This window comes from Aeromonas sp. 75A, assembly GCF_051919425.1.
Taxonomy (GTDB): Bacteria; Pseudomonadota; Gammaproteobacteria; order Enterobacterales; family Aeromonadaceae; genus Aeromonas; species Aeromonas veronii.
The window spans coordinates 1,779,783-1,801,549 of record NZ_JBQBES010000002.1; the positions used below are offsets into that span (position 1 = coordinate 1,779,783).

Sequence of the window (21,767 nt, forward strand, 5' to 3'; positions counted from 1 at the left end):
CTTAGGGGAATATCATGTCTGACAAGAACCAACTGCAAGTCGAAGCCATCCGTCACGGCTCCGTCATCGACCACATCCCCGCCGGCCAGGGCATCAAGATCCTCAAGCTGTTCCAGCTGGTCGAAACCCAGGAGCGGATCACCGTCGGCTTCAACCTGAAATCCGGCGCGCTGGGCAAGAAGGATCTCATCAAGATTGAGAACACCCGCCTGACCGAGCAACAAGCCAACCAGCTGGCACTGTTCGCCCCGAAAGCGACCGTCAACATCATCGAAGACTTCAATGTGGTGAAGAAGCACCAGCTGGAGCTGCCGGAGTTCATCGCCGGGGTGTTCCACTGCCCCAACTCCAACTGCATCTCCCACAACGAGCCGGTAGACAGCTACTTCCGGGTGCGCGAAGTGAAAGGCGTGGTACGGATGAAGTGCAAATATTGCGAGAAGTCCTTCACTCAGGACATCGTCAGCGAGCGTTACTGATATCTGATTGGGCCCCGCGGGGCCCATTTTTGAACCCTGTCACATCACCGAATTTCCAGTCAGCTATAATTTGCCATTGCAAGATGGTAATGCCCGCTCATTCCCTGCGTATAGATGGATTATCAGTGTTTTTGCCTGATAACTGACTGCTATGGCAGATATCGCGCGTTTACCTCCGGTCATCATCAAAGGAATTCGCCGTGGTCAAAACCCTCAGTCGTCCCGTTGCCCAAGAGCCCGATCTGGCCCAGCTGGATGCCTGTCGCCAGATCATCGGTCAGCACTGCTACAGCACCCAGGAAGAGATCCGTCGCGAGCTGTCGGAGCGCGGCTTTGCCGACATCAGCCAGTCCACCATCTCCCGCCTGCTGCGCCGTCTCGGCGTCGCCAAGGCCCAGAATGCCAACGGCAAGAAGGTCTATACCCTGGTCGATGAGCAGCTGGAACCCGCTGGAAGCACCCGCTCGATCCACGACATGGTGCGCGAAGTGGTACACAACCAGCAGATGGTGCTGATCCACACCACTCCGGGGGCCGCCACCGTGGTGGCTCGCCTGCTGGATCGCAACGCCAATCCCGAGATCATGGGCGCCGTCGCAGGCAATGACGTGGTGCTGGTCGCGCCGCGCCATATCAGCCGTACCCGTCAGGCCCATGCTGCCGTGGTGCGCACCCTGGCGCAGGCCCGCTAAGCTCTTTCCCCCAAATACATCGAGGCGACCTGCGGGTCGCCTTGTTGTTGCTTGCTATTTTGTGTCCATCACTTCTTGCGCCCATAAAAAACGGGAGCCCGCAGGCTCCCGTTTTATCTTGCTTGTCATCCCTCAGGAGAGCACGGCCCCCAGGCTCAGGCAGACCACGATCAGCACGGTCAGGATACCGAGCAGCGGAGCCACCCACTTCAGCCAGCGTACATAAGGCACCTTGGCGATGGCCAGGCCACCCATGACCACGGCGGAAGTCGGGGTCACCAGGTTCACCAGACCGGAGGCAGACTGGTAAGCAGTCACCACCAGATCGCGGCCCACGTTGGCGAAGTCGGCCAGCGGCGCCATGATCGGCATGGTCAGTACGGCCAGACCGGAGGAGGACGGCACCAGGAAGGAGAGCACCACTTCCAGCACGAACATCACGTTGATAAAGACGATGGTAGAGAGGCCGGTCACGATCCCTTCTGCACTGTGCAAAATGGTGTGAGTGATCATGCCGTTATCCATCACCACCACGATACCGCGGGCGATACCGATGATCAGCGCCACCCCCAGCAGGTCACGGGCACCGTCGATAAAGTTGGAGGTCAGCTCCTCCTCGCTCATGCGGGAGATAAGACCAACGATGATGGCGGCAGCCAGGAACACGCCGGAGATCTGCGCCATCCACCAGCCCAACACGGCCACACCGTAGATCATCACGGCGAAGGCAGCGACGAAGATACCCAGCACGATTTTACGGGTCAGGGTGAAGTCCAGCATCTGGTCACTCTTGTTGCCAAGGAAGTGGGCACGGTTCTCTTCCCACTTGTCAGCCACCAGAGATTTGCTCGGATCGCTGCGCACCATCTTGGCGTAACGCATGACGTAGGCAACGCAGAGCAGCCAACCGGCGACCAGCATGGCGACGCGCAGCCAGATACCGTCGGTGAAGGAGATACCGGCCGCGTTGGCCGCAATAACGGTCGCAAACGGGTTGATGGTGGAACCCAGAGTACCGATACCGGCACCCAGCAACACGGTTGCAGCAGCCACCACAGGGTCGAAGCGTGCGGCCATCATCACCGGCACCAGCAGGGTGTAGAACGGCAGCGACTCTTCGGCCATGCCGTAGATGGTGCCGCCTGCGGCGAACAGCGCCATCAGGATCGGGATCATCCACTCTTCACGGCCACGCAGACGGTCGGTCACACGTTCGATACCGGCATCGATGGCACCTGTCTTGGTCACAATGCCAAGAAAACCACCGATGATCAGGATAAAGAGGGAGACGTCGATGGCGCCTGCCTCATAGGTGTCGTGGTTGTAGAGGCCATCGATAGGTGCCAGCAGCACGTCGACGATCCCCTGGGGATTTCCCTCCACCAGTTTGTAGGTACCCGCCACCGGCACTTCTTTGCCGAGGGCTTCGTTCATGGTCATCTCGTATTTGCCGGCCGGCACTATCCAGCTCAGGGCGGCCACCAGGGCGATCAGCACAAACAGTATCGTGTAGGCTGACGGGAACTTGAATTTGGTCATGGTCCAGCTTCCTTCTGTGGGTGTGGTATCCATGCAGGCTGCGGGTTGTAGGGTTAGAGGTATTATGCCGCTGTCACATGGTCGAAAAGCCGGGGGTCGCCCCCCGGCACCACTACTGCGACCTTAGTCGCCCAGCGTAGCAACCATCACTGCCTTGATGGTGTGCATCCGGTTTTCGGCCTCGTCGAACACGATGCTGTGCTCGGATTCGAACACGTCCTCGGTCACTTCCAGGCCTTTCATGCCATATTTGTCAGCCACTTCCTTGCCCATGGTGGTCTCGTCGTTGTGGAACGCCGGCAGGCAGTGCATGAACTTCACATCCGGGTTCTTGGTGGCGTTGATGACATCCATGTTGACCTGATACGGAGTCATCAGTTTGACTCGCTGATCCCAGGCTTCTTTCGCTTCACCCATGGATACCCAGACGTCGGTGTAGAGGAAGTCAGCACCCAGTACACCCTCTTTCACATCTTCGGTCAGGGTGATGCGTGCGCCGGTCTCTTCGGCGATCAGGCGGCACTTGGCAACCAGCTCCTCTTCCGGCCAGAAGGCTTTCGGTGCGACCAGACGGATGTCCATGCCCATTTTGGCGGCGCCGACCATCAGGGAGTTACCCATGTTGTTGCGGGCATCACCCAGGTAGGCGAACTTGATTTGATCCAAACGCTTGCCCTTGCCGTGCTCCAGCATGGTCATGAAGTCGGCCAGGATCTGGGTCGGGTGGAATTCGTTGGTCAGGCCGTTCCAGACCGGAACACCTGCGTAGGCGCCCAGTTCTTCGACGATCTCCTGACCGTAGCCGCGGTATTCGATACCGTCATACATGCGACCCAGTACACGGGCGGTGTCCTTCATGGACTCCTTGTGACCGATTTGGGAACCGCTTGGGCCAAGGTAGGAGACTTGCGCGCCCTGGTCGAAGGCCGCCACTTCAAATGCACAGCGGGTACGGGTGGAGGTCTTCTCGAAAATCAGGGCGATGTTTTTACCGACCAAATGCTTGCGCTCGTAGCCACCGTATTTGGCTTTCTTCAGGTCGATGGCCAGATCGATCATGTATTGGATTTCGCGCGGGGTGAAGTCCAGCAGTTTCAGGAAGTTACGGTTACGCAGATTAAAAGCCATGATGAGTTCTCTCTATATATGTTTCAGACCAGTTCGGGCAGTAGTGTTGACTACGCATTCTCAGTACAGATGTCGGTAATTACGCATGTACGGTGCGGGTGGCGACGATATTGGTGCCGGCTTCCCCCTTGAGGATGGCGAGGCCATCTTCCAGCGAGCCGATGCCGACCATGCCGCCGGTCGCTTTGACAAATTCACAGGAGGCTTCGACTTTCGGTCCCATGGAACCTGCGTCGAACTTGACCCCGGCCAGCTCGTCCGGGCTGGTGACCCGCAGCGGACGCTGGGTCGGTTTGCCCCAATCCAGATAGACGGCATCGGCATCGGTCAGGATCAGCAGGGCGTCGGCCTTGATCTGCTTGGCCAGATAGGCGGCAGACATGTCCTTGTCGATGACGGCTTCGATACCGGTCAGGCTCTGGCCATCCCAAGTCACAGGGATGCCGCCACCACCGGTACAGATGATGAGGTGGCCCTGGGCAATCAGGGTTTCGATGGCGTCGCCTTCAACGATGCGCTGGGGCAGCGGGGACGGCACTACACGGCGGAAGAACTTGCCGTCAGCCTTGACCACCCAGTGCTTCTCTTCTGCCAGGGCGCGGGCTTCAGCCTCTTCGTAGACGGGGCCGATAAATTTGGTCGGATTGGCAAACGCCGGATCCTTGGGATCGACCTGCACCTGAGTCAGCAGCGCGGTGACGTTGCGGCTCGGCATCAGGTTTTTCAGTTCCTGGATCAACATGTAGCCGATCATGCCCTGGGACTCGGCACCCAGCACATCCAGCGGATAGGGGGATACCTTGGTGTAGGCGCTGTTTTGCAGGGCCAGCAGGCCGACTTGCGGGCCGTTGCCATGCACCAGCACCACGTTGTACTCCTGAGCGATCAGGGCGATGGTCTTGGCGGCCGTTGCGATGTTCTTGCGCTGGATATCCGCTTCCAGTGGCTCACCACGACGGAGCAGTGCATTGCCACCCAGAGCGACGACGACAGTTGGTTTTTTCATAGTGGTTAATCTCGAATTTGGTTCTGTGTGGCGCCAGCTTCTGCCGGCGCCACGCCGTCTCATCAGATGCTGTCGCGTTCCATCGGGCAGCTCATGCAGCGGGCGCCGCCGCGGCCACGGCCCAGTTCATCACCCGGGATGGAGAGAACTGTGATACCGGCCTTGTCATATTTCTCGTTGGTGTAGGTATTGCGCTCGTAACCCACCACCACGCCGGGACGTACGGTCAGCACGTTGTTGGCGTCGTTCCACTGCTCACGTTCGGCTTCGAAGCTGTCACCACCAGTGGTGATGATCTTCAGCTGATCCACGCCCAGCGCTTTCTCGATGGCGGTGACGAAGTAACCCTCTTCCTTGATGTTCATACCGGTGGCGCCGCCCGGAGTCAGGCTCCAGCACTGCACGTCCTTGCGGATCACTTCCGGATAAACGGAGAAGGTGTCGATATCCATGTGGGTCATCACGGTATCCAGGTGCATGCAACTGCGGTGCTTCGGCAGCTCCATGGCGATGACCTGCTTGGCCTGACCATGTTTGAACAGGCTGCGAGCCAGGTGCTCGACACCTTGCGGGGTGGTGCGCTCGGACATGCCGATCAGCACAGCGCCGCGGCCGATCACCAGTACGTCGCCACCCTCGATGGTGGAGTTGTCGTAGTCACGCTCCTCGTCACCGAAGTACTTGATGAAGTCCTGACCGGCAAACATCGGGTGCCAGCGGTAGATGGCCTTCACATGGTTGGTCTCGCGGCGACGAGCCGGCTTGGCCATCGGGTTGATGGAGACGCCACCGTAAACCCAGCAGGAGGTGTCACGGGTAAAGAGGTGGTTGGGCAGCGGCTCGATGATGAAATCGGTCGGAGCGTGCATGCCCACTACCATGTTGATGCCGCTGTAGGGCATCTCGGAGTAAGTCAGGCCACCGGAGAGAATGCGGGCCAGTTCGCGGTGCGGCATGTCAGCCAGGAAGCAGCGCACGTCGTTGGCAAAAGAAGAGCCGAGGCGGTAGTCGGAGACCTGATGTTGCAGCAGCCAGGTTTTGGCTTCCGGCACATCCAGGGTTTCGGCCAGCAGATTGGTCAGCAGGAAAACTTCGACATTCTGATCGCGCAGTACCTGAGCGAATTTGTCATGCTCCTGACCGGCACGTTCAACAGACAGGACGTCATCGAACAGCAGATCCTGGCAGTTGGAAGGAGTCAGACGCTTCAGACTGAGGTTGGGGCGGTGCAACATGACACGGCGCAATTGGCCAACTTCAGAACCTACATAAAATTTGCTCATGATTATATTCCGTCTAGCAGTGGTCCCTGCGAGTGATTGAATAGATTCCTTCTATTCATGCTCGTGGCTAAGGCGGGATATTCTTTATGTAGGGTAATCGGCTTATGTTCTATCCTGCCCTTGCCTTTCGAAACCGAGGTTAGCCCTGCGAATCACGACAAACTTAGACATTGATCACATTCACTCAGAACTGAATATATTCACCATCCAATCTATGACCCCGGTAGCAAATTGCGCATTTTCTACACAAAGCGCACCGAATAACCATGCAAAACCACCCTGCTATATTTCAGATTGATTCATTTTTTATTCATGCCAGTTCACTGGAGTGATTAAATGCAAATAACAAAAACTGTTAAAAATCATTACTATAAATAACTTTACAAATAAAATTTGAATATTACTCCCTAGGTATTGAATACATCGCCGTGACGGGATGAACATGGGAGAAATAAATACTCACATCGACCACATTCACTGCATAAATCTTTTCTTGTTCCAGATCATGGCATTGATGCCAACCCCATCAGGCTCGGCCTCATAAGTCATCACATCTTTGTGCGGTTCAACTTAATATGCACAAAGTCCGCATCAAGGTGGGCAGTCATCCTCGTCGGTCATCACAACGCCTTTTGATACTTTTTTCATTAATTGAATTTATTCGTCTCACCTTGCGCTGGCGCCAACCTCGACTTAACTCAGAAAGTGATCCAGATCACACCGGAATGGCACTACCAAGGAGTTGTTATGAAGATGAAACCCATGCTGTTGTTCGCGACTTTGCTGCTCTCTGCGCTCCCCACCCTCAGTCAGGCTGAAGGAGCCCCTGCCATGCCCATGGTGGTATGCCATGTCGACAAGGCCCCCCAGATGCTGGTGCCTGACTATGTCTGCCGCTGGCAGGGAGGCAGCGTTCATTACTAGTCGAAACAACGAGAGGAGCATCACTCCTCTCGCCTTGTGATGAGACTGGCCCCTCCTATACTGAAATCAGCGGTTTTCTCATGGATAGGGGAACGTCATGATCTTGTTGGTCGGTGGAGAGAAGGGGGGGAGTGGCAAGAGCTGCCTGGCACAAAATCTGGCGGTCTACCTCAGATCCCAATTTCAGGGGGAGGTGTTACTGGTCGACTGCGACCCGCAGCGCACCACCTCTGACTGGATTCAGGAGCGCAATGACAACCCGGAGCTACCACAAATCAACTGCGTGCAGCTCTATGGCAATATTCGCAACGACCTGCTCAGCCTGAAAAACCGCTACGACTACGTCATCGTCGATTGTGGCGGGCAAGACAACCGGGCGCTGCGCTCCACCATGGCTGTCGCCACCCACGCCCTGATCCCCTTGCGTCCGAAACGCCGCGACCTCAAGACCCTGCCCCACATGGAAGATCTCATCACCACCTGCAAGATGGTCAACCCGACCCTCAATGCAGCCGTAGTGCTGACCCAGTGCCCCGCCCTGCCCAATCAGGTAAAACGCATTCTGGAAGCGAAAGAGGTTTGCTCCTCGTTCGGTGTCGACGTCCTAAACGCCATCACCTATGGCCGCAACGTCTATGACGACAGCGAAGAGAAGGGACTGTCGGTGATGGAGATCGAGCCGGATGGCAAATCCGCCGAAGAGATCCGGGCCATCGCCAAAGAGTTCCTGCAAGTGGGGGTGTGAGATGGGTCTGGCCGATCTGAAGAAAAAGCACCAGCTGCATCACCAGAAGAAGTTCACCGTTGACGAATTTATCGAAGATGCGGAGTTCTACGCCAAGGGCAAACCCAAGGTGGTCAGCCTTGAACTGGGACTGCATCGTGACGAAGCCCTGTCGGCGCTGGCCTTTATCGAGAGTGGTGAGCACCTGAAGCCCAGCTACAAAAAAGCCACCTTCTCCATGAGCACGGTGGCCATCGACGAGCTGGGTAACCTGACCCAGCAAGACGGCATGAACAAGTCCCTGTTGCTGCGCCTTTTTACCCACTACTTCTCTTCGCTCACCCCGGAAGAGCGCCAGACCATCTATGAGCGGCTCAACCAGCGCTCATAATTTCTCCATTCAACCGCTCTTTGTGTGCCTCACCAACTCACCCTGAATGACCATCATCAGACTGCAACATCTGTTTCTGAAGCAACCAAAACGCCATGTAAGAGATCTGCCATTCCAGATGTAAGCCAACAGCCGAAAAGATCCCCGAGATAATCGGAAGATAAGATCTTAAAACATGAAGATGATTAACTTAACTAGCTGTTTATAAATGAAAAAATCGAAACCCATAACTTTCGAAATAGCTAATGACAAAAACGTTTTCCAATCTGGCGTTGTAGCCGGTTAGAAAATCCTTATAGTTACTAATGCACGGACGCAATGAAGTCGGTCAGGAAGACTGGCTGCTAGGGTTGGGCAAATGGACTCACCACAGGATGTGGTAAAGGACACCTCCCAGGACGGAGAAAGTGCGACGGGACAGGATGACTCGTCAGGCCAAGATGGCTAAAGGACACCCCAAAGGATTGGGAAGGGGAAACCTAAAGGAAGAGGTAAACAGTCAAGGATTGCAGGGAGCAACTTCGTTCAAGGATCTGAGCGATACGACTACCGGGGGCGACGCAAGTCGCCCCCATCTTTTTATCTGCGTTTCACCGTCCCCTTGCTTGGCTCTCAATTGCTTGCCTCAGCGCAGAGAGTTCTTACCAGAACCTTCCCGACCCGCTGCTTAAGCAAAAATACATATGAAAGGGGCGCCACGATGGCGCCCTTTTCTGTTTTCTGATCGGCAAGCACAACTTAAATCACGCGAGAGAACTGCTGCTGACGCGCCTTGTTGCGCAGGTACACGTCGAAGCACATGCAGATATTGCGGATCAGCAGCTGCCCGGTGGAGGAGACCTCCAGACCATCCTCCGTCATACGCACCAATCCATCGTTGATGAAGGTCTGCAGCAGCTTGAGATCGTCGGCAAAATACTCTCTGAAATTGAGACCGTGCGCCTGCTCGACAGACGCAAAGTTCAGACGGAAATCACAAATAAGCCGCTTGATCACCTCACGGCGGATCAGGTCATCCTGATTGAGCGAGCAGCCTTTCCACTGGGCATGACCCAGCTCTGCAACCTGTGCGTAATAGGTCTTGAGCTCTTTCTGGTTCTGGGAGTAGGCATCACCGATCATGCTGATGGAGGAGACCCCCAGCCCCAGCAGATCGCAATCACCTTGAGTGGTATAGCCCTGGAAGTTGCGGTGCAGCTTGCCCTCGCGCTGCGCCACTGCCAGCTCGTCATCGGGTTTGGCAAAATGGTCCATGCCGATGAACTGGTAACCCTGACCGGTGAGGAAGGCGATGGTGTCCTGCAGCATGGCCAGTTTCTCCTGCGGCGCAGGCATATCCACCTCTTTCAACTTGCGCTGGGCGGCAAAGCGGCTCGGCAGATGGGCATAGTTGAAGATGGAGAGGCGCGCCGGATCCGTCTTGAGCACCTCTTCCAGCGTATGGTGGAAGCTGGCACGATCCTGATGCGGCAGGCCATAGATAAGGTCGAGGTTGGTCGAGCGGAAGCCAAGTTCACGGGCCCGTTCCAGCATCGCTTTAATAAAGTCGTTGTCCTGCTCGCGGTTGACCGCAACCTGCACATCCTTGTTGAAGTCCTGCACCCCAAGGCTGATGCGGTTGAAGCCGACGTCTCGCAGCACATCCAGCATGGTGATGGCAATCTCGCGCGGATCGACCTCGATGCTGAACTCCCCCTCTTCGGCGAAATGGAAATGCTCACGCAGCATGGCCATCAGGCGGCGCGTTTGCGCTTCATCCAGATAGGTGGGTGTACCGCCACCCCAGTGCAGTTGGGTGACCAGACGGTGCTTGAAGAGCGGGGCTTGCGCCTTGATCTCCTGCTCCAGGTAGTCGAGGTACTCGTCAGCCTTGTGCTGATGGCGGGTAATGACCTTGTTGCAGCCGCAGTAGTAGCAGAGCTTGTGACAGAAAGGGATGTGCACGTAGAGCGACAGATTGCGCTCGGGATACTGGCCGGCAGCGCGGACAAAATCCGGATAGCCGAAGCTCTCGTTGAACTCCAGCGCAGTGGGATAAGAGGTGTATCGCGGGCCACTGTAGTTATATTTTTCGATCAGGGCCTGATCCCACACAATCTGTTCTGCTTGCACGCTCGCTTCCTCTCTTGTTGTTATTGTTGGCTCATCGACCTAACTGAAAATCCTTCAGCTGGGCCACATCCTTGAGGATCTGAGCCTCCAGCTCGGCCTCGTAGCCGCTGCGTTCGAGATCCATCTTCATCACTTCATTGCGCTTGAGGGCGCGTCTGGCCTCATGAGTCGGCATATCTTTCACCTTCTCATACAGCCCGTACAGACCCGGGAACTCGGCAACGAACGCTCGCCCCCCCTTGATCTGCAACGCATCCAGCAGATTGGTCAGCCGAATGGCGCCTTCGGAGTAATCGCACTGCCCCTCCTGCACCGCATGAGCAATGACCCGCACGCTCTCCAGAATTCGTTCATTGCGAGCGGTAATCGCCTGCCACTGCATCGCTTGCTGTCGTCTCAGCCTGGCCAGCAGCATGCCTGCATAGATGGCCAATCCTGACAAAATCAGGCCGCCCAACAGGGCGGCCAGCATCCATCCACTCATCACTTTTTCTTCGGCTCAGGCTTGGGTTCCGGCTTGAAATCAACCTGGTTGAAACGGTCCCACAACTCCTCTTCGGAGGCTGGTTTCTGCTCGTCGAACTCGGCGTCATCGCCATCATCAAACGGCAGCTCGTCATCTTCATCATCGTCGTTGTCGATGATGCCCAGCTCATCCATCAGCTCCTGATAACGGTCGACACGCTGATCAACCCAGGCCTGCTCGGCCGCTTCCAGGGTTTCACCGGCATCAAGACGATCCAGCAGATCATTCAAGCGGTCATCGTTTTCGATGGAAGCCAGCTCCTGCTCGGGCGTCATCACCAGCTTCTTCTCTTTCACCGCCTTGGGTGCTGCCGGCTTCTTCTGTTTGTCATCCACCACCAGTACTACCGGCTTGCGGGAACCGATACGCGGATCTTTGGACTGGCTGTTGCCAGACTTGTTCTTCGGCTGTTCAACTTGCTGACGAGAACCAGCCTTCAGGCCCTTGCGCTTGGCAGCCCGTTTACGCTCACGGCCTTCCTGAGCACTGACATCAGATTCTTTGCGCTTGCCAGTAGGCTTGCGAGTGGGTTGTTTAGCAGACATGAATGGCTAACTCCGAAAAATAACTGGTTTGACCCGTACCCGGGATGATCTCACCCGGTGGGATACGATGCGAGGAACAGTAGGTTGGAACAAGAGCAGGATCCCGCACCAATCAGGCCCAATCAGGCCACTGAACACCGCAGGATCGGTATCCTCTGGGCATGTTGCTGGTATTTTGACACAGAATGGCTAATCGGGTTAATGACCCAAAAGAAAAAAGGCAGCCGAAGCTGCCTTGATATGTTCATGCGTGCGCCATCCTGAATGGCAAAACAGTCTGTTTCGTCCTCTCCATGACAACTTGTCGCCGCATCATATCGTTGTGTGGTCATCCTGACCTTATATTGGTCGTTCCTGAATGTGCGTGTGCTTGTTTGACCCGTCTCGACCGCATCCTGCCATCGTGCCGGGGAGTCTGCATCCCGCAACCCCATCCCGCTCCGGAGATGGTCACCATCCTGATCCTTCAATCCTTTGCCAGCTCATCCGAGCCCATGGCATCCCGCCACGCCAGCCATCCTCTGCTCACAACCCCCTGTCGTGAAACCGCCACCCAATCCGTGGGTGAATCCATTAAGCCTACTGTACCAACTCTATAAAGCGGCTCAATCCACTCAAAACATTCTCAACATGTCGAAAAATATCAATATTCATATAATCAATTGATAAATAATGATTATTTAATATTTTATGCAATTTTATGAGCCTTGGCCTGCCTTGAGAATGGGAGATCTCTTACAGAACGGGGGGATTAAACCGAGAATTATCTGAAAGCCATAAAAACAACGGGGAGCCCTGGCTCCCCGTTTCAACTCAAATCGACCGTATCGACTATATCAGTGCAGACCCGCCACATATTTGGAGAGGGCTTCGATATCCTGATCAGTCAGTTTCTTGGCAACATCCCGCATCATGCCATTCGGATCGTTGTCACGCGTGCCGGCACGGAATGCGGTGAGCTGAGCCTTGATATAGGCAGGATGCTGGCCGGACAGGTTGGGATACTTCGCCTGTTCGACACCCGAGCCACGGGGACCATGGCAAGCCGTACAAGCTGCCAGACCGCGACTCATGTCACCACCCATATAGAGTGCCTTGCCCGCTTCGACCACGTCGTCAGGGACAGCGATAGGGGTAACCTTCAGGCTGGAGAAATAAGCCGCCAGGTCATCCATGTCCTGTTCCGACAAAGGTAACGCCATCGGCCCCATCACTGGCGCAACCCGGCCAATTTGACCAGAAGCGGCAGCCTTCAGTTCAACTAACTGTTTTTTGATATATGATGCGTGCTGACCAGCAATTTTGGGGTACATATCAACCAGGCTGTTTCCGTCCGGTCCATGACAAGCCGCACAAACGGCAGCCTTGGTCTGTCCCGCAGCGGCATCGCCCTTGGCTTGTGCTATCCCCGTTACGCCAACCATCAGAGCAAGAGTAATGACTAGGTTCTTCATGGCGTTCCAACTTTTCGTTATTAAGCTTCCAGATCCCATGCCGCTGAAGGCATGTTAAAATAAACGCGTTTAAGCGACGCTATTTTACACCATTTTACAAAAAAGTAACTCTATAACCCTCTATCTCCATGGGGAATTTACGTTGGATACACAAACTCTGAATTTCAATAAGGTGCATTTTGTGACCAGCGCACCCGACATCCGTCACCTGCCAAATGATGGGGGTGTCGAGATCGCGTTTGCCGGCCGTTCCAACGCCGGTAAGTCATCTGCATTGAACACCTTAACCAAACACAAGAACTTGGCGCGCACCAGTAAGACACCCGGTCGTACCCAGCTGATCAACCTGTTTGAGCTGGAACCGGGCAAGCGTCTGGTCGACTTGCCGGGTTATGGTTATGCGCAAGTTCCGCTGGAAATGAAGCTCAAGTGGCAAAAGTCACTGGCAGAGTATCTGCAGCGCCGTGAGTCATTGAAAGGTCTGGTGATCCTGATGGACATCCGCCACCCGCTCAAAGATACCGACATGAACATGCTGGAGTGGAGCTCGCACCGTCAGTTGCCCGTCATGCTGCTGCTGACCAAGGCTGACAAATTGAGCCCCGGCCCGCGCAACAACCAGGTGATCAAGGTGCGCCAGGCCGTTGCCAACCTTGGTTCCCAGATCCAGGTCGAAGCATTCTCCTCTCTCACCAATATCGGTGTGGAGAAGCTGGCGCAAACCCTGACCGAATGGTACGTCAGTGGTGACGATACCGACCTGCTGAACGCTGACGAACAGCAACCTGTCGAGGAGTAATCTACTCCTCGCTCTCCTTGCAATTGGCGGAGCACTCCTCCGCTGATTGAAAGGGTTTCAGATTGCCGCTTTCACCTGCCTCACAACAAACACCCTGCATTCGCCCCCCCTGCCATATCCAATACAGCTTACATTTCATATAGATAGGTAGTTAATTCACATTAGGAATTAACTTCAGGAGACGTTGATAGCGTTTTCAAATTCGTTCTTTCAAAACGAACCAGAATTACAAAAAGAGACAAAAATGAAATTTAATTACAAGATCTAACTAAAAGGGATAAAAATGAGGCCGGACGACAGTGATGCCATCCAGCCTGAAATAATAAGTTCAAAAAATTGGGAAGAAGCTGAATCTTGAGTACCAGACGACAGGTATTCCTCAAGAAGCAGCCTCATTCTATCAAATGCATCGCCAATTTAAAGCATTTACTCTAAATTGCACGCATAAAAAAACACCCCGACGAGAACCTCATCGGGGCAGCTATTCAGCCACATTCAATTACGTGAAATAAAAGGTCTGAAAGATAGAACATCTTACCTCTGTACCCTACGCAGACAACTGTACAGCAAAGCAGCAGAAAGTGAAAGTAATTTATGTAATTTAGTTTCACAACTTACAGATTGATAAAAAATCTTTTATTTTCATGTAGATAAAAAAATCCCCAGTACGAATACCGGGGAGTTATAAAGGTGACTAGCTAGCACTTCCTCAACTATCTAGTTAGTCAGCGCCATTTCAAAGTAGTTCCGCTACAAAACAAAAAAACTTTGAAAAATCAGAGATAGATAGCGCCATCTTCAGCAAACTCTTGTTCTTCAATGAGTTTTTCAGCCATGTCTTCAATATCAAAACGTACACTTTCGAAGGCTCTGACAATATCATCCTCCCTCGTCAGCGCCAGACCTGTCATTCTCTCCAGTCGCCGCAGGCTGATGTAACAATCTATCAGCGCCCCCATCCGCTGGGCAGGAAAACGCACCCGCGTTCGTCAGCCTGCCACTCGACCAGATCGGGAAACAGAATACCCTGGTTCATATCACCCCCAAGTTACGCTTCAGCTCTCTCAATACCTGTTTAGTCCCGGGACGAATTCCGCGCCACACGGTAAACGCTTCGGCGGCCTGCTCCACCAGCATGCCGAGTCCATCCATGGTTTGACGGGCCCCATGCTGTTTGGCCCAACTGATAAACGCCGTATCCGAGGCGCTATACATCATGTCGTAGATGGCAATATCAGTGTGGATCAGGGCAGGGGCCAACGGCGGCAGCTCCCCTTGCAGGCTGGCGGAGGTAGAGTTGATGATGAGATCAAACGTCCCCCCTAGTTGCTCGTAGGTCAGAGCTGTCACCACCCCCAGATCATGAAACTCGGCCGCCAGTTGCTCCGCCTTGGCATGGGTGCGGTTGGCAATCACCAGTTCTATCGGATGCTCAGCCAGCAGCGGCGCCAATGCACCGCGCGCTGCACCACCGGCACCCAGCAACAGGATCCGGCTATCCGCCAGCGTCACACCATGGGACTTGAGATCGGCGACCAATCCAGCGCCATCGGTATTATCCCCCAGCAACACGCCATCATCGGTCAGCTTGATGGTATTGACCGCGCCCGCCCGCTTGGCCCTGGGGCTCAAGCAATCGACCAGAGTGAATGCCTGCTCCTTGAAGGGAACGGTGACATTGCATCCCTTGCCCCCTTGGTCAAAGAAGGTGCGCAGGGCGTGGGCAAACTCGTCGACGGCGGGTTCAGCCAGCCCATACTCCAGCTCTTGCTGGGTTTGTCTGGCAAACAGGGTGTGAATGAAGGGGGACTTGCTGTGGCGCACCGGGTGGCCAAAAACCAGATAACGATCCATCAAAGAGTTCCATCAGAGGGCAATATTCCGATTTAACGGGTTTTCGCACTCAGGAACAAGCCGAATATCGGCCAGCAAAAAGGGGCCATCATGGCCCCTCGGGTCACAGCCACTCTCGCGGCGTGAGGTAATCGCTGTAGAGCAAGGCTTCAGGAGTGCCCGCTTCCGGCTGCCAGTCATACTCCCAGCGAGCCAGCGGTGGCATCGACATCAGGATCGACTCGGTACGTCCGCCGGTCTGCAGCCCGAACAGGGTGCCCCGGTCATACACCAGATTGAATTCCACATAGCGACCACGGCGATAGAGCTGGAACTCCCGTTCCCGCTCGCCATAGGGCAGCGCCTTGCGTCGCTCGATGATCGGCAGGTAGGCCTCGAGATAGCCCCGACCTACCGCCTGCATAAAGGCGAAGCTGTCGGCAAAAGGCCAGCGATTCAGATCGTCGAAGAAGAGACCACCCACCCCCCGTGTTTCGTTGCGGTGCTTGAGGAAGAAGTAGCGATCGCACCAGGATTTGAACTCGGGGTAGATCTCATCACCAAAGGGCTGGCAGAGATCACGAGAGACCTGATGCCAGTGCTGGACATCCTCGGCAAACGGGTAGAACGGCGTCAAATCGAAGCCACCGCCAAACCACCAAATGGGCTCTTCACCCTCTTTCTCGGCAATGAAGAAACGGACGTTGGCGTGGCTGGTCGGCACATAGGGGTTGTGCGGATGGATCACCAGCGACAGGCCCATAGCCTCGAACTTGCGACCGGCCAACTCTGGCCGATGGGCTGTAGCAGAGGCAGGCATGGCATCGCCATAGACATGGGAGAAGTTGACGCCCCCCTGCTCGATCACCGCGCCGTGGCGCAGCACACGGGTGCGACCACCGCCACCGCCTTCACGGCTCCAGGCATCTTCCACAAAGTGTCCGGCACCGTCGGCCATTTCCAGACCACGGCAGATCTCGTCCTGCAACTGCAACAGGAAGGCCTTGACCTGGGCCACATCCGGTTTGCTCATCTTGTCTCCAGTCAGGCAGGATCGTGAACGCCCTGTCCATTTTTATAGTTAAATCAATCCGGTGAACTCACCACTCAGCGGATTGATAGCAAATCATGACGTATCCGCCTGCTCAGGAGGGGCGAATAATGGCGCCGGTTCGGGCGTCCTTGATCTCGGAGGGGTTAGCTTGGCCACCCACTTCACCGGGCAGGATATAAGCCAGCTTGCTTGCCAGCCGCTCACCAATATCGGCCACCCGACGGGCAGGCTCCTCACCGGTCAGGTTGGCGCTGGTAGAAACCAGCGGCTTGCCAAAGGCGCGACACAACGCCTGCACCTGAGGATGAGCCGTCACGCGCACCGCGAGGGTCTCGAACTGCCCGGTCAGCCAGGCCGGCGTCGTTGCACGGGCAGGCATGATCCAGGTAAAGGGGCCGGGCCAGCTGGCTTCAACCCGAGCCATTTGCTCACCGCTTAGTTGGCTCAGATCGATGTAATCCTGCAATTGCGCCAAATCGGCAGCAATCAGGATCAACCCCTTCTCTACCGGACGCTGTTTGATGGCCAGCAGTCGCTGCACCGCCACTTCGGAGTCGGGATCACAACCCAGACCAAACACGGCCTCGGTCGCATAAGCAATCACCCCTTCCTGCTGGAGGGCGGCAACTGCCTGTTCAAATTCATTTGGCATAAGAAAAATGCGGCAGCCTGGCTGCCGCCTCGTCACTTAGTAGCAAGTTGAATCCATACGGCGGCGACCACAACAAAGTGACGTTTTGCTGTAGCACAGGAAAAATACGACACATCCGGATCGCCACCCGTTCACTTACTTGAGTTGAGCCTGCAGGGCGGCATCCTTGGCCATCACCTCTTCGGCTTTCTTCTGGCGTTCGGCCCGAACCCTGGCCGCCAGTTCATCATCGGCTACTGCCAGCATCTGGGCTGCCAGATAACCTGCATTCTTGGCACCGGCTTTGCCGATCGCCACGGTCGCCACCGGTACACCACCCGGCATCTGCACGGTGGAAAGCAACGCATCCAGCCCTTTGAGTGGGCCGCCATCGATGGGCACCCCGATCACGGGACGAGTCGTGATGCCGGCAACGGCACCCGCCAGATGCGCAGCCAGACCGGCAGCACAGATAAAGACCTTGCAGCCACGGGCCTCGGCATCGGTCACATACTGATGGGTCGCAGCCGGCGTGCGGTGCGCGGAGGTGACTTTGACTTCCACTGCGATATCAAATGACTTGAGCACCTCGAGGGTGGTTTGCATCACGGGGAAATCAGAATCAGAGCCCATCAATACGGCAACAAAGGGTTTATTCATGGTGGGAATTTCCTTACTCCAAGTGGGGGGTTGAAGTTCACCGAAAACGTTTCAATCCGGTTGCGGCGGCGGGATTATACCTGCTCACTTTGGTGGCCGCATTTCTTTTGCGGACAGACCCAACGCAGAGTTCCCCTCACTTTTTTTTCCACCATGATGCCCCAGCCACACGCGGGGCAAGGCATGGGGATCGGTTTGTCGTTCACCACATATTTGCAGTGTGGATAGCCATCACAGGAGTAAAACTGCTTGCCGTAGCGGGAGGTCCGGCTCACCAGATGACCCTTGCCGCACTCGGGGCAGAGGATCTGGGTATCATCGCTCTCCTGCAGGGATTCGATGTGCTGACAGGCCGGATACTGGGTACAACCGACAAACAGACCGTAACGCCCCTTCTTTATCGCCAACGGCTCTCCGCAATCAGGACAGGCAGAGCCTTCGAGCACCTTTTCGATGTCGCGGCCGGATGGCGTCAGGGAGCGAATGTAATCACAGGCAGGATAGGCAGAACAGCCGAGAAAGGGGCCATGTTTGCCCTGGCGGATCACCAGCTCGGCCCCGCACTGCGGGCACGGCTCGCGCTCGAAGGCATGTTCGTGGGCTGAAAAGAGGTGATGATCGATTTTTGACATGGGCCGCGCCTTGAAATCCAGATGGCCTGAATTCTACCAGCGCGGCACCGGACTGTCAGTGAATGACGCCGTCTGACTCATCAAACACCAGCTCTTCCATCTGCTGGTAGGCATTTTCACTGCCCGGTACGTTGAACAGCACCATCATGACGACCCACTTCAGGTCATCCAGCTCGATATCCGGCTTGTCCAGTTCGAGCAGGCGCTCGATACAGATCTCGCGGGTTTCGGCATTCAGCACCTGGGCCTGTTCCAGAAAGAGCAGGAAGCCGCGGCACTCGGTGCTGAGGCGTGCCAGCTCTTGCGGAGCATAGATACGCATCGAGCCTTGCGCGCTGGCGGTGACATAGACCTCCCGCTCGCTGTCGTGCAGATTGGCCAGCCGCTCCAGCCAGTCGAGCGCCTTGTCGATCTCTTCTTTATCGAAACCGGCCCGGCTCAACTCGTCGGTGAGCTCATCCTGCTCGACCATCACATCTGCATCGCTGTGGATGTAGGTCTCGAAAAGGTACATCAATACATCAAACATGATTCGCCCTCCTCGCTCTGACGTATCCACCGGCTACCGCCATCACTGCACCGGCCAGCTCCAGCTCTACCAACCTGCCCAATACCACTTCGACAGGAAGCTGGGCCCGCTCGGCAACGGTATCCACGCTCGTGGTCTCATAATCTACGTTATCCAACAAATCGGCATAAGGCAATTCGCTATTATGCGGTTGCTCAGATGGTATGACCGACGGATCTGGCCGTGCGACCCACTCTGGCAGCTCTTCCACTATATCGGCCGCACTCAGCACAAGTTTGGCCCCCTGCTGAATTAATCTGTTGCACCCTATCGCCTGGGCGTTTTGCGGAGCGCCGGGCACTGCAAACACTTCGCGCCCCTGTTCAAGCGCATAGCGAGCGGTGATCAGCGAACCGCTCTGCTCGGTCGCCTCCACCACCAGAGTTCCCAGCGACAGACCACTGATAATACGGTTGCGACGAGGAAAATGTTCAGCCAGCGGTCCTTTATCCGGCGCCAGCTCGGAGATAAGCAAGCCACCTTTCTCCAGAATCTGGCCTGCCAGCCCCTGATGGCGTTTGGGGTAGAGGCAATCCAACCCGGAACCCAACACGGCAAGGGTGATACCGTCACAAGCCAGCGCCTGCTGATGGCAAACACCATCGATACCAAGAGCAAGGCCCGAAGTGATGGCTAACCCGCATCCAACCAGCTCGCTACAGAGGCGGGACGCATTATCTTTGCCTGCATAGGTAGGATGGCGTGTCCCCACCATTGCCAGCTGTGGTAGCGACAGCGCAGCAAGATCGCCACGACAGTAGAGCAACAGGGGTGCCGCAGGAATTTCCCGCAACAAGGGTGGATAAATCGGGTGATCTTGCGGAATAAGGTGATTGTCAGGCAAAGCGGCCCAAGCCAGGCTCTGCTCAACCACAGGCGAGGGCCAGCGCAGTTGTTTGATCTGCTCTGACGACAACCCCATACCATGCAGCTGCGCTTCATCGCTCTGGAACAGGGTATCAATACTTCCCCAGGCCCGTTCCAGCAGACGTGCAGCGGTCACCGGACCAATACCGGTGACCGCATCGAGAGTTAGCCAGAGCGCCAGACGCGCGTCGGGATAATTCACGTCAGAAGTGAGTGACCTGATAACCCGCACTCACCATGTCGTTACTCTGCATGATGAGACCATAACTCACCTTGTCATATACCTTGAACAACATGACACGGGCAATCGCTTCAGAGGGCAGTGGTGCCTTTTTGTTGCTGCTGTAAAACACCCGGTTAAAAACCGACGAGAGCTCCTTGTACTGCACATCGCCATTCTTGGTGACCAGAGCAGCACCGGGCCGTCTGACATCCAGTACATCCCCGGCGACCAGTTGATCGCGGCCACCCCGGTTGATCAGCACCACATCAAACTTGCCACCGCCCCGGGTCTTGTTCGGCAAATCGATGATATAGCCCGGCGTGATGGCAGGTGCCGCTTTCGGTGTGAAGACGGCGGGCATGTTCTCCTGAGCGGGTAGCGGCATCACCTTGTCGCCCTGCAGCACTTCGCGCTGGTTATGAGTCAGAGTCACCTCGGTCCGATCGCCATCAAGACGCGCCACGGCCCGCACCACACCGGCAAAGATCGCCTCCTGGCCCAGCAGTTCACCGGTTTCGCGATCCTTGTAGACCACTCCGGGGTGATAAATGCCATAAACCTGCCCCGGCGTCAGGGAGCCCTGCACATAGAGGGTGTCCCCCTCCAGCATGCCGATATGTTTCTGATCCGACCCCAGCAGATAGGGCAAGGTTTTCTGCTGCTGGCTGTCAGCCAGAATATGGTCGGTTTGCAGGAAGGGGCCGATCTCGCTGATAGGCAGGGTCGGAATGGGGTTGGCTTTGTTCTCGTAACGGGTTTTCGGGCCGAGACGGATAACTTGCTTGCCACCCTGCATCGCCTTGCCGAGCCGGGGTTCACCATTGACCCAGCTCAGATGCAGTACATCACCGGGGTAGATCCAGTGAGGATTGGCTATCTGCGGATTGATGTTCCAGAGACGGGGCCAGAGCCAGGGTTCGGAAAGATACTTGCCGGAGATATCCCACAAGGTGTCGCCTTTTTGCACTACATAACTTTCGGGGTAACCCGCTTTCAACCTGAGCTGATCGGCCAGTGCTGCCTGACTCACGGTCACCAGCAGGCAGGCGAGGATGGTTTGCTTCAGATACATAACACTCCCTGTTACTTCTGTACGCAAAGTGTTGCTGTTTTTTGTCGGCGTAAATGACTAGAATTACGCCAATATTGACTGCATTTATACGAAACTAAAGAAAAAACTATGGCCATTCTAGATGTATTGCGTTTTCCCGATGAGCGCCTGCGCACCGTTGCAGCCCCTGTCGAGACCTTTACACCCGAGTTACAACAGATTGTAGATGATATGTTCGAAACCATGTACGCGGAGGAAGGCATTGGCCTGGCCGCGACTCAGGTCGACATTCACCAGCGCATCATAGTGATCGATGTCTCTGAAAACCGTGAAGATCCTCTGGTATTGATCAATCCGGAGGTCATCGAGCAGTGCGGCAGCACCGGCATTGAAGAGGGTTGCCTCTCCGTGCCCGGCAGCCGTGCTCTGGTGCCTCGCGCCGAACAGATCAAGATCCGCGCCTTGGATCGCCACGGCAAGCCGTTCGAGCTGGAAGCCGATGATCTGCTCGCCATCTGTATCCAGCATGAGATGGATCATCTGGTCGGCAAGCTGTTTGTGGATTACTTGTCCCCGCTCAAGCGCCAGCGCATTCGCCAGAAGCTGGAAAAGATGGCCCGTGAAGATCGCAAAGTCCTCTGAGGAT

At 55.6% G+C, this 21,767-nt stretch carries 23 protein-coding genes and 1 pseudogene; 7 read left to right on the top strand and 17 right to left on the bottom strand.

The genetic code is table 11. The annotated features are described in order from the left end of the window. The first annotated feature begins 14 nt into the window (after window positions 1-14). Entirely contained in the window at window positions 15-479 is a 465-nt protein-coding gene (gene pyrI, locus ACTG2T_RS08175) for an aspartate carbamoyltransferase regulatory subunit (protein ID WP_005339730.1), read from the top strand. Window positions 480-679: 200 nt separating this feature from the next. Beyond that, the gene (locus ACTG2T_RS08180; RefSeq protein WP_005339728.1) at window positions 680-1,171 is read left to right on the top strand and encodes an arginine repressor; all 492 of its coding nucleotides are present in this window, start codon (window positions 680-682) and stop codon (window positions 1,169-1,171) included. Window positions 1,172-1,303: 132 nt separating this feature from the next. Here ACTG2T_RS08180 and ACTG2T_RS08185 read toward each other — a convergent pair whose 3' ends face one another. The 4 genes from ACTG2T_RS08185 to arcA form a co-directional block, all read right to left on the bottom strand. Continuing rightward, complete coding sequence (locus tag ACTG2T_RS08185; protein WP_159158007.1) at window positions 1,304-2,710, bottom strand: YfcC family protein; 1,407 nt, start codon at window positions 2,708-2,710, stop codon at window positions 1,304-1,306. Window positions 2,711-2,833: 123 nt separating this feature from the next. Beyond that, a complete protein-coding gene (gene argF, locus ACTG2T_RS08190) occupies window positions 2,834-3,838 on the bottom strand; it encodes an ornithine carbamoyltransferase (protein ID WP_005339721.1) in 1,005 nt (334 codons plus the stop codon). 79 nt (window positions 3,839-3,917) lie between these two features. Continuing rightward, window positions 3,918-4,844 carry a carbamate kinase gene (arcC, locus tag ACTG2T_RS08195; protein ID WP_019445788.1) on the bottom strand — a complete coding sequence of 309 codons (927 nt, stop codon included), beginning with the start codon at window positions 4,842-4,844 and terminating at the stop codon, window positions 3,918-3,920. 62 nt (window positions 4,845-4,906) lie between these two features. Beyond that, window positions 4,907-6,127, bottom strand: coding sequence for an arginine deiminase (arcA, locus tag ACTG2T_RS08200; protein ID WP_058056224.1), 1,221 nt, complete (start codon window positions 6,125-6,127; stop codon window positions 4,907-4,909). 747 nt (window positions 6,128-6,874) lie between these two features. Here arcA and ACTG2T_RS08205 point away from each other — a divergent pair. The 3 genes from ACTG2T_RS08205 to ACTG2T_RS08215 all read left to right on the top strand — a co-directional run bounded on the left by ACTG2T_RS08205 (window position 6,875) and on the right by ACTG2T_RS08215 (window position 8,166). Further along, window positions 6,875-7,051, top strand: a complete 177-nt coding sequence (locus ACTG2T_RS08205) for a hypothetical protein (protein WP_174218990.1) — start codon at window positions 6,875-6,877, stop codon at window positions 7,049-7,051. Window positions 7,052-7,148: 97 nt separating this feature from the next. Beyond that, entirely contained in the window at window positions 7,149-7,796 is a 648-nt protein-coding gene (locus ACTG2T_RS08210) for an AAA family ATPase (protein ID WP_005339716.1), read from the top strand. Between the two features lies 1 nt (window position 7,797). Continuing rightward, on the top strand, window positions 7,798-8,166 hold the full coding sequence (locus tag ACTG2T_RS08215; protein ID WP_005339715.1) for a hypothetical protein: 369 nt from the start codon (window positions 7,798-7,800) through the stop codon (window positions 8,164-8,166). Window positions 8,167-8,904: 738 nt separating this feature from the next. On the opposite strand, the gene hemN is transcribed toward ACTG2T_RS08215, so the two are convergent. The 4 genes from hemN to ACTG2T_RS08235 all read right to left on the bottom strand — a co-directional run bounded on the left by hemN (window position 8,905) and on the right by ACTG2T_RS08235 (window position 12,803). Further along, window positions 8,905-10,278, bottom strand: coding sequence for an oxygen-independent coproporphyrinogen III oxidase (hemN, locus tag ACTG2T_RS08220; protein WP_111900958.1), 1,374 nt, complete (start codon window positions 10,276-10,278; stop codon window positions 8,905-8,907). Between the two features lie 31 nt (window positions 10,279-10,309). After that, window positions 10,310-10,750, bottom strand: coding sequence for a DUF2489 domain-containing protein (locus tag ACTG2T_RS08225; RefSeq protein WP_005339712.1), 441 nt, complete (start codon window positions 10,748-10,750; stop codon window positions 10,310-10,312). An 11-nt stretch (window positions 10,751-10,761) separates the two neighbouring features. Continuing rightward, window positions 10,762-11,349, bottom strand: coding sequence for a Der GTPase-activating protein YihI (gene yihI / locus ACTG2T_RS08230; protein ID WP_019445784.1), 588 nt, complete (start codon window positions 11,347-11,349; stop codon window positions 10,762-10,764). Between the two features lie 836 nt (window positions 11,350-12,185). Beyond that, entirely contained in the window at window positions 12,186-12,803 is a 618-nt protein-coding gene (locus tag ACTG2T_RS08235; RefSeq protein WP_330125138.1) for a c-type cytochrome, read from the bottom strand. A 142-nt stretch (window positions 12,804-12,945) separates the two neighbouring features. Here ACTG2T_RS08235 and yihA point away from each other — a divergent pair, with 142 nt between their 5' ends. Further along, entirely contained in the window at window positions 12,946-13,602 is a 657-nt protein-coding gene (gene yihA, locus ACTG2T_RS08240; RefSeq protein ID WP_330125137.1) for a ribosome biogenesis GTP-binding protein YihA/YsxC, read from the top strand. A gap of 776 nt (window positions 13,603-14,378) precedes the next feature. Here yihA and ACTG2T_RS08245 read toward each other — a convergent pair. The 9 genes and pseudogenes from ACTG2T_RS08245 to ACTG2T_RS08285 all read right to left on the bottom strand — a co-directional run bounded on the left by ACTG2T_RS08245 (window position 14,379) and on the right by ACTG2T_RS08285 (window position 21,142). Further along, window positions 14,379-14,638: pseudogene (locus ACTG2T_RS08245) on the bottom strand (DUF1488 domain-containing protein). Further along, window positions 14,635-15,456, bottom strand: coding sequence for a shikimate dehydrogenase (aroE, locus tag ACTG2T_RS08250; protein ID WP_330125135.1), 822 nt, complete (start codon window positions 15,454-15,456; stop codon window positions 14,635-14,637). The pseudogene ACTG2T_RS08245 and the gene aroE overlap by 4 nt, the downstream one beginning before the upstream one ends. Before the next feature lie 103 nt (window positions 15,457-15,559). Beyond that, window positions 15,560-16,468 (bottom strand): oxygen-dependent coproporphyrinogen oxidase, encoded by a 909-nt coding sequence (hemF, locus tag ACTG2T_RS08255; protein ID WP_330125134.1) that lies wholly within the window; start codon window positions 16,466-16,468, stop codon window positions 15,560-15,562. 112 nt (window positions 16,469-16,580) lie between these two features. Continuing rightward, on the bottom strand, window positions 16,581-17,141 hold the full coding sequence (locus tag ACTG2T_RS08260) for a Sua5/YciO/YrdC/YwlC family protein (protein WP_144715825.1): 561 nt from the start codon (window positions 17,139-17,141) through the stop codon (window positions 16,581-16,583). Between the two features lie 135 nt (window positions 17,142-17,276). Then, entirely contained in the window at window positions 17,277-17,780 is a 504-nt protein-coding gene (gene purE / locus ACTG2T_RS08265; RefSeq protein WP_330125133.1) for a 5-(carboxyamino)imidazole ribonucleotide mutase, read from the bottom strand. 74 nt (window positions 17,781-17,854) lie between these two features. Then, on the bottom strand, window positions 17,855-18,412 hold the full coding sequence (locus ACTG2T_RS08270) for a DNA topoisomerase family protein (RefSeq protein ID WP_005339702.1): 558 nt from the start codon (window positions 18,410-18,412) through the stop codon (window positions 17,855-17,857). A gap of 55 nt (window positions 18,413-18,467) precedes the next feature. After that, window positions 18,468-18,941: a DUF494 family protein gene (locus tag ACTG2T_RS08275; protein ID WP_005339699.1), complete on the bottom strand. Its 474-nt coding sequence runs from the start codon at window positions 18,939-18,941 to the stop codon at window positions 18,468-18,470. Further along, complete coding sequence (gene dprA / locus ACTG2T_RS08280; protein WP_330125132.1) at window positions 18,934-20,049, bottom strand: DNA-processing protein DprA; 1,116 nt, start codon at window positions 20,047-20,049, stop codon at window positions 18,934-18,936. The genes ACTG2T_RS08275 and dprA overlap by 8 nt, the downstream gene beginning before the upstream one ends. Before the next feature lies 1 nt (window position 20,050). Further along, on the bottom strand, window positions 20,051-21,142 hold the full coding sequence (locus ACTG2T_RS08285; RefSeq protein WP_201976674.1) for a LysM peptidoglycan-binding domain-containing protein: 1,092 nt from the start codon (window positions 21,140-21,142) through the stop codon (window positions 20,051-20,053). Between the two features lie 108 nt (window positions 21,143-21,250). Here ACTG2T_RS08285 and def point away from each other — a divergent pair, with 108 nt between their 5' ends. After that, window positions 21,251-21,763 carry a peptide deformylase gene (gene def / locus ACTG2T_RS08290; protein WP_005339694.1) on the top strand — a complete coding sequence of 171 codons (513 nt, stop codon included), beginning with the start codon at window positions 21,251-21,253 and terminating at the stop codon, window positions 21,761-21,763. Window positions 21,764-21,767: the final 4 nt, after the last annotated feature.

Bases quoted from the DNA above. Each gene is read 5' to 3' on its own strand.
- ACTG2T_RS08285 (WP_201976674.1), bottom strand. From the start codon at position 21,142: ATGTATCTGAAGCAAACCATCCTCGCCTGCCTGCTGGTGACCGTGAGT.
- arcA (WP_058056224.1), bottom strand. From the start codon at position 6,127: ATGAGCAAATTTTATGTAGGTTCTGAAGTTGGCCAATTGCGCCGTGTC.
- ACTG2T_RS08185 (WP_159158007.1), bottom strand. From the start codon at position 2,710: ATGACCAAATTCAAGTTCCCGTCAGCCTACACGATACTGTTTGTGCTG.
- ACTG2T_RS08205 (WP_174218990.1), top strand. From the start codon at position 6,875: ATGAAGATGAAACCCATGCTGTTGTTCGCGACTTTGCTGCTCTCTGCG.
- aroE (WP_330125135.1), bottom strand. From the start codon at position 15,456: ATGGATCGTTATCTGGTTTTTGGCCACCCGGTGCGCCACAGCAAGTCC.
- argF (WP_005339721.1), bottom strand. From the start codon at position 3,838: ATGGCTTTTAATCTGCGTAACCGTAACTTCCTGAAACTGCTGGACTTC.
- def (WP_005339694.1), top strand. From the start codon at position 21,251: ATGGCCATTCTAGATGTATTGCGTTTTCCCGATGAGCGCCTGCGCACC.
- ACTG2T_RS08260 (WP_144715825.1), bottom strand. From the start codon at position 17,141: ATGCCAAATGAATTTGAACAGGCAGTTGCCGCCCTCCAGCAGGAAGGG.
- ACTG2T_RS08210 (WP_005339716.1), top strand. From the start codon at position 7,149: ATGATCTTGTTGGTCGGTGGAGAGAAGGGGGGGAGTGGCAAGAGCTGC.
- hemF (WP_330125134.1), bottom strand. From the start codon at position 16,468: ATGAGCAAACCGGATGTGGCCCAGGTCAAGGCCTTCCTGTTGCAGTTG.
- ACTG2T_RS08215 (WP_005339715.1), top strand. From the start codon at position 7,798: ATGGGTCTGGCCGATCTGAAGAAAAAGCACCAGCTGCATCACCAGAAG.
- yihI (WP_019445784.1), bottom strand. From the start codon at position 11,349: ATGTCTGCTAAACAACCCACTCGCAAGCCTACTGGCAAGCGCAAAGAA.
- ACTG2T_RS08235 (WP_330125138.1), bottom strand. From the start codon at position 12,803: ATGAAGAACCTAGTCATTACTCTTGCTCTGATGGTTGGCGTAACGGGG.
- ACTG2T_RS08275 (WP_005339699.1), bottom strand. From the start codon at position 18,941: ATGTTTGATGTATTGATGTACCTTTTCGAGACCTACATCCACAGCGAT.
- ACTG2T_RS08225 (WP_005339712.1), bottom strand. From the start codon at position 10,750: ATGCTGGCCGCCCTGTTGGGCGGCCTGATTTTGTCAGGATTGGCCATC.
- purE (WP_330125133.1), bottom strand. From the start codon at position 17,780: ATGAATAAACCCTTTGTTGCCGTATTGATGGGCTCTGATTCTGATTTC.
- pyrI (WP_005339730.1), top strand. From the start codon at position 15: ATGTCTGACAAGAACCAACTGCAAGTCGAAGCCATCCGTCACGGCTCC.
- ACTG2T_RS08270 (WP_005339702.1), bottom strand. From the start codon at position 18,412: ATGTCAAAAATCGATCATCACCTCTTTTCAGCCCACGAACATGCCTTC.
- arcC (WP_019445788.1), bottom strand. From the start codon at position 4,844: ATGAAAAAACCAACTGTCGTCGTCGCTCTGGGTGGCAATGCACTGCTC.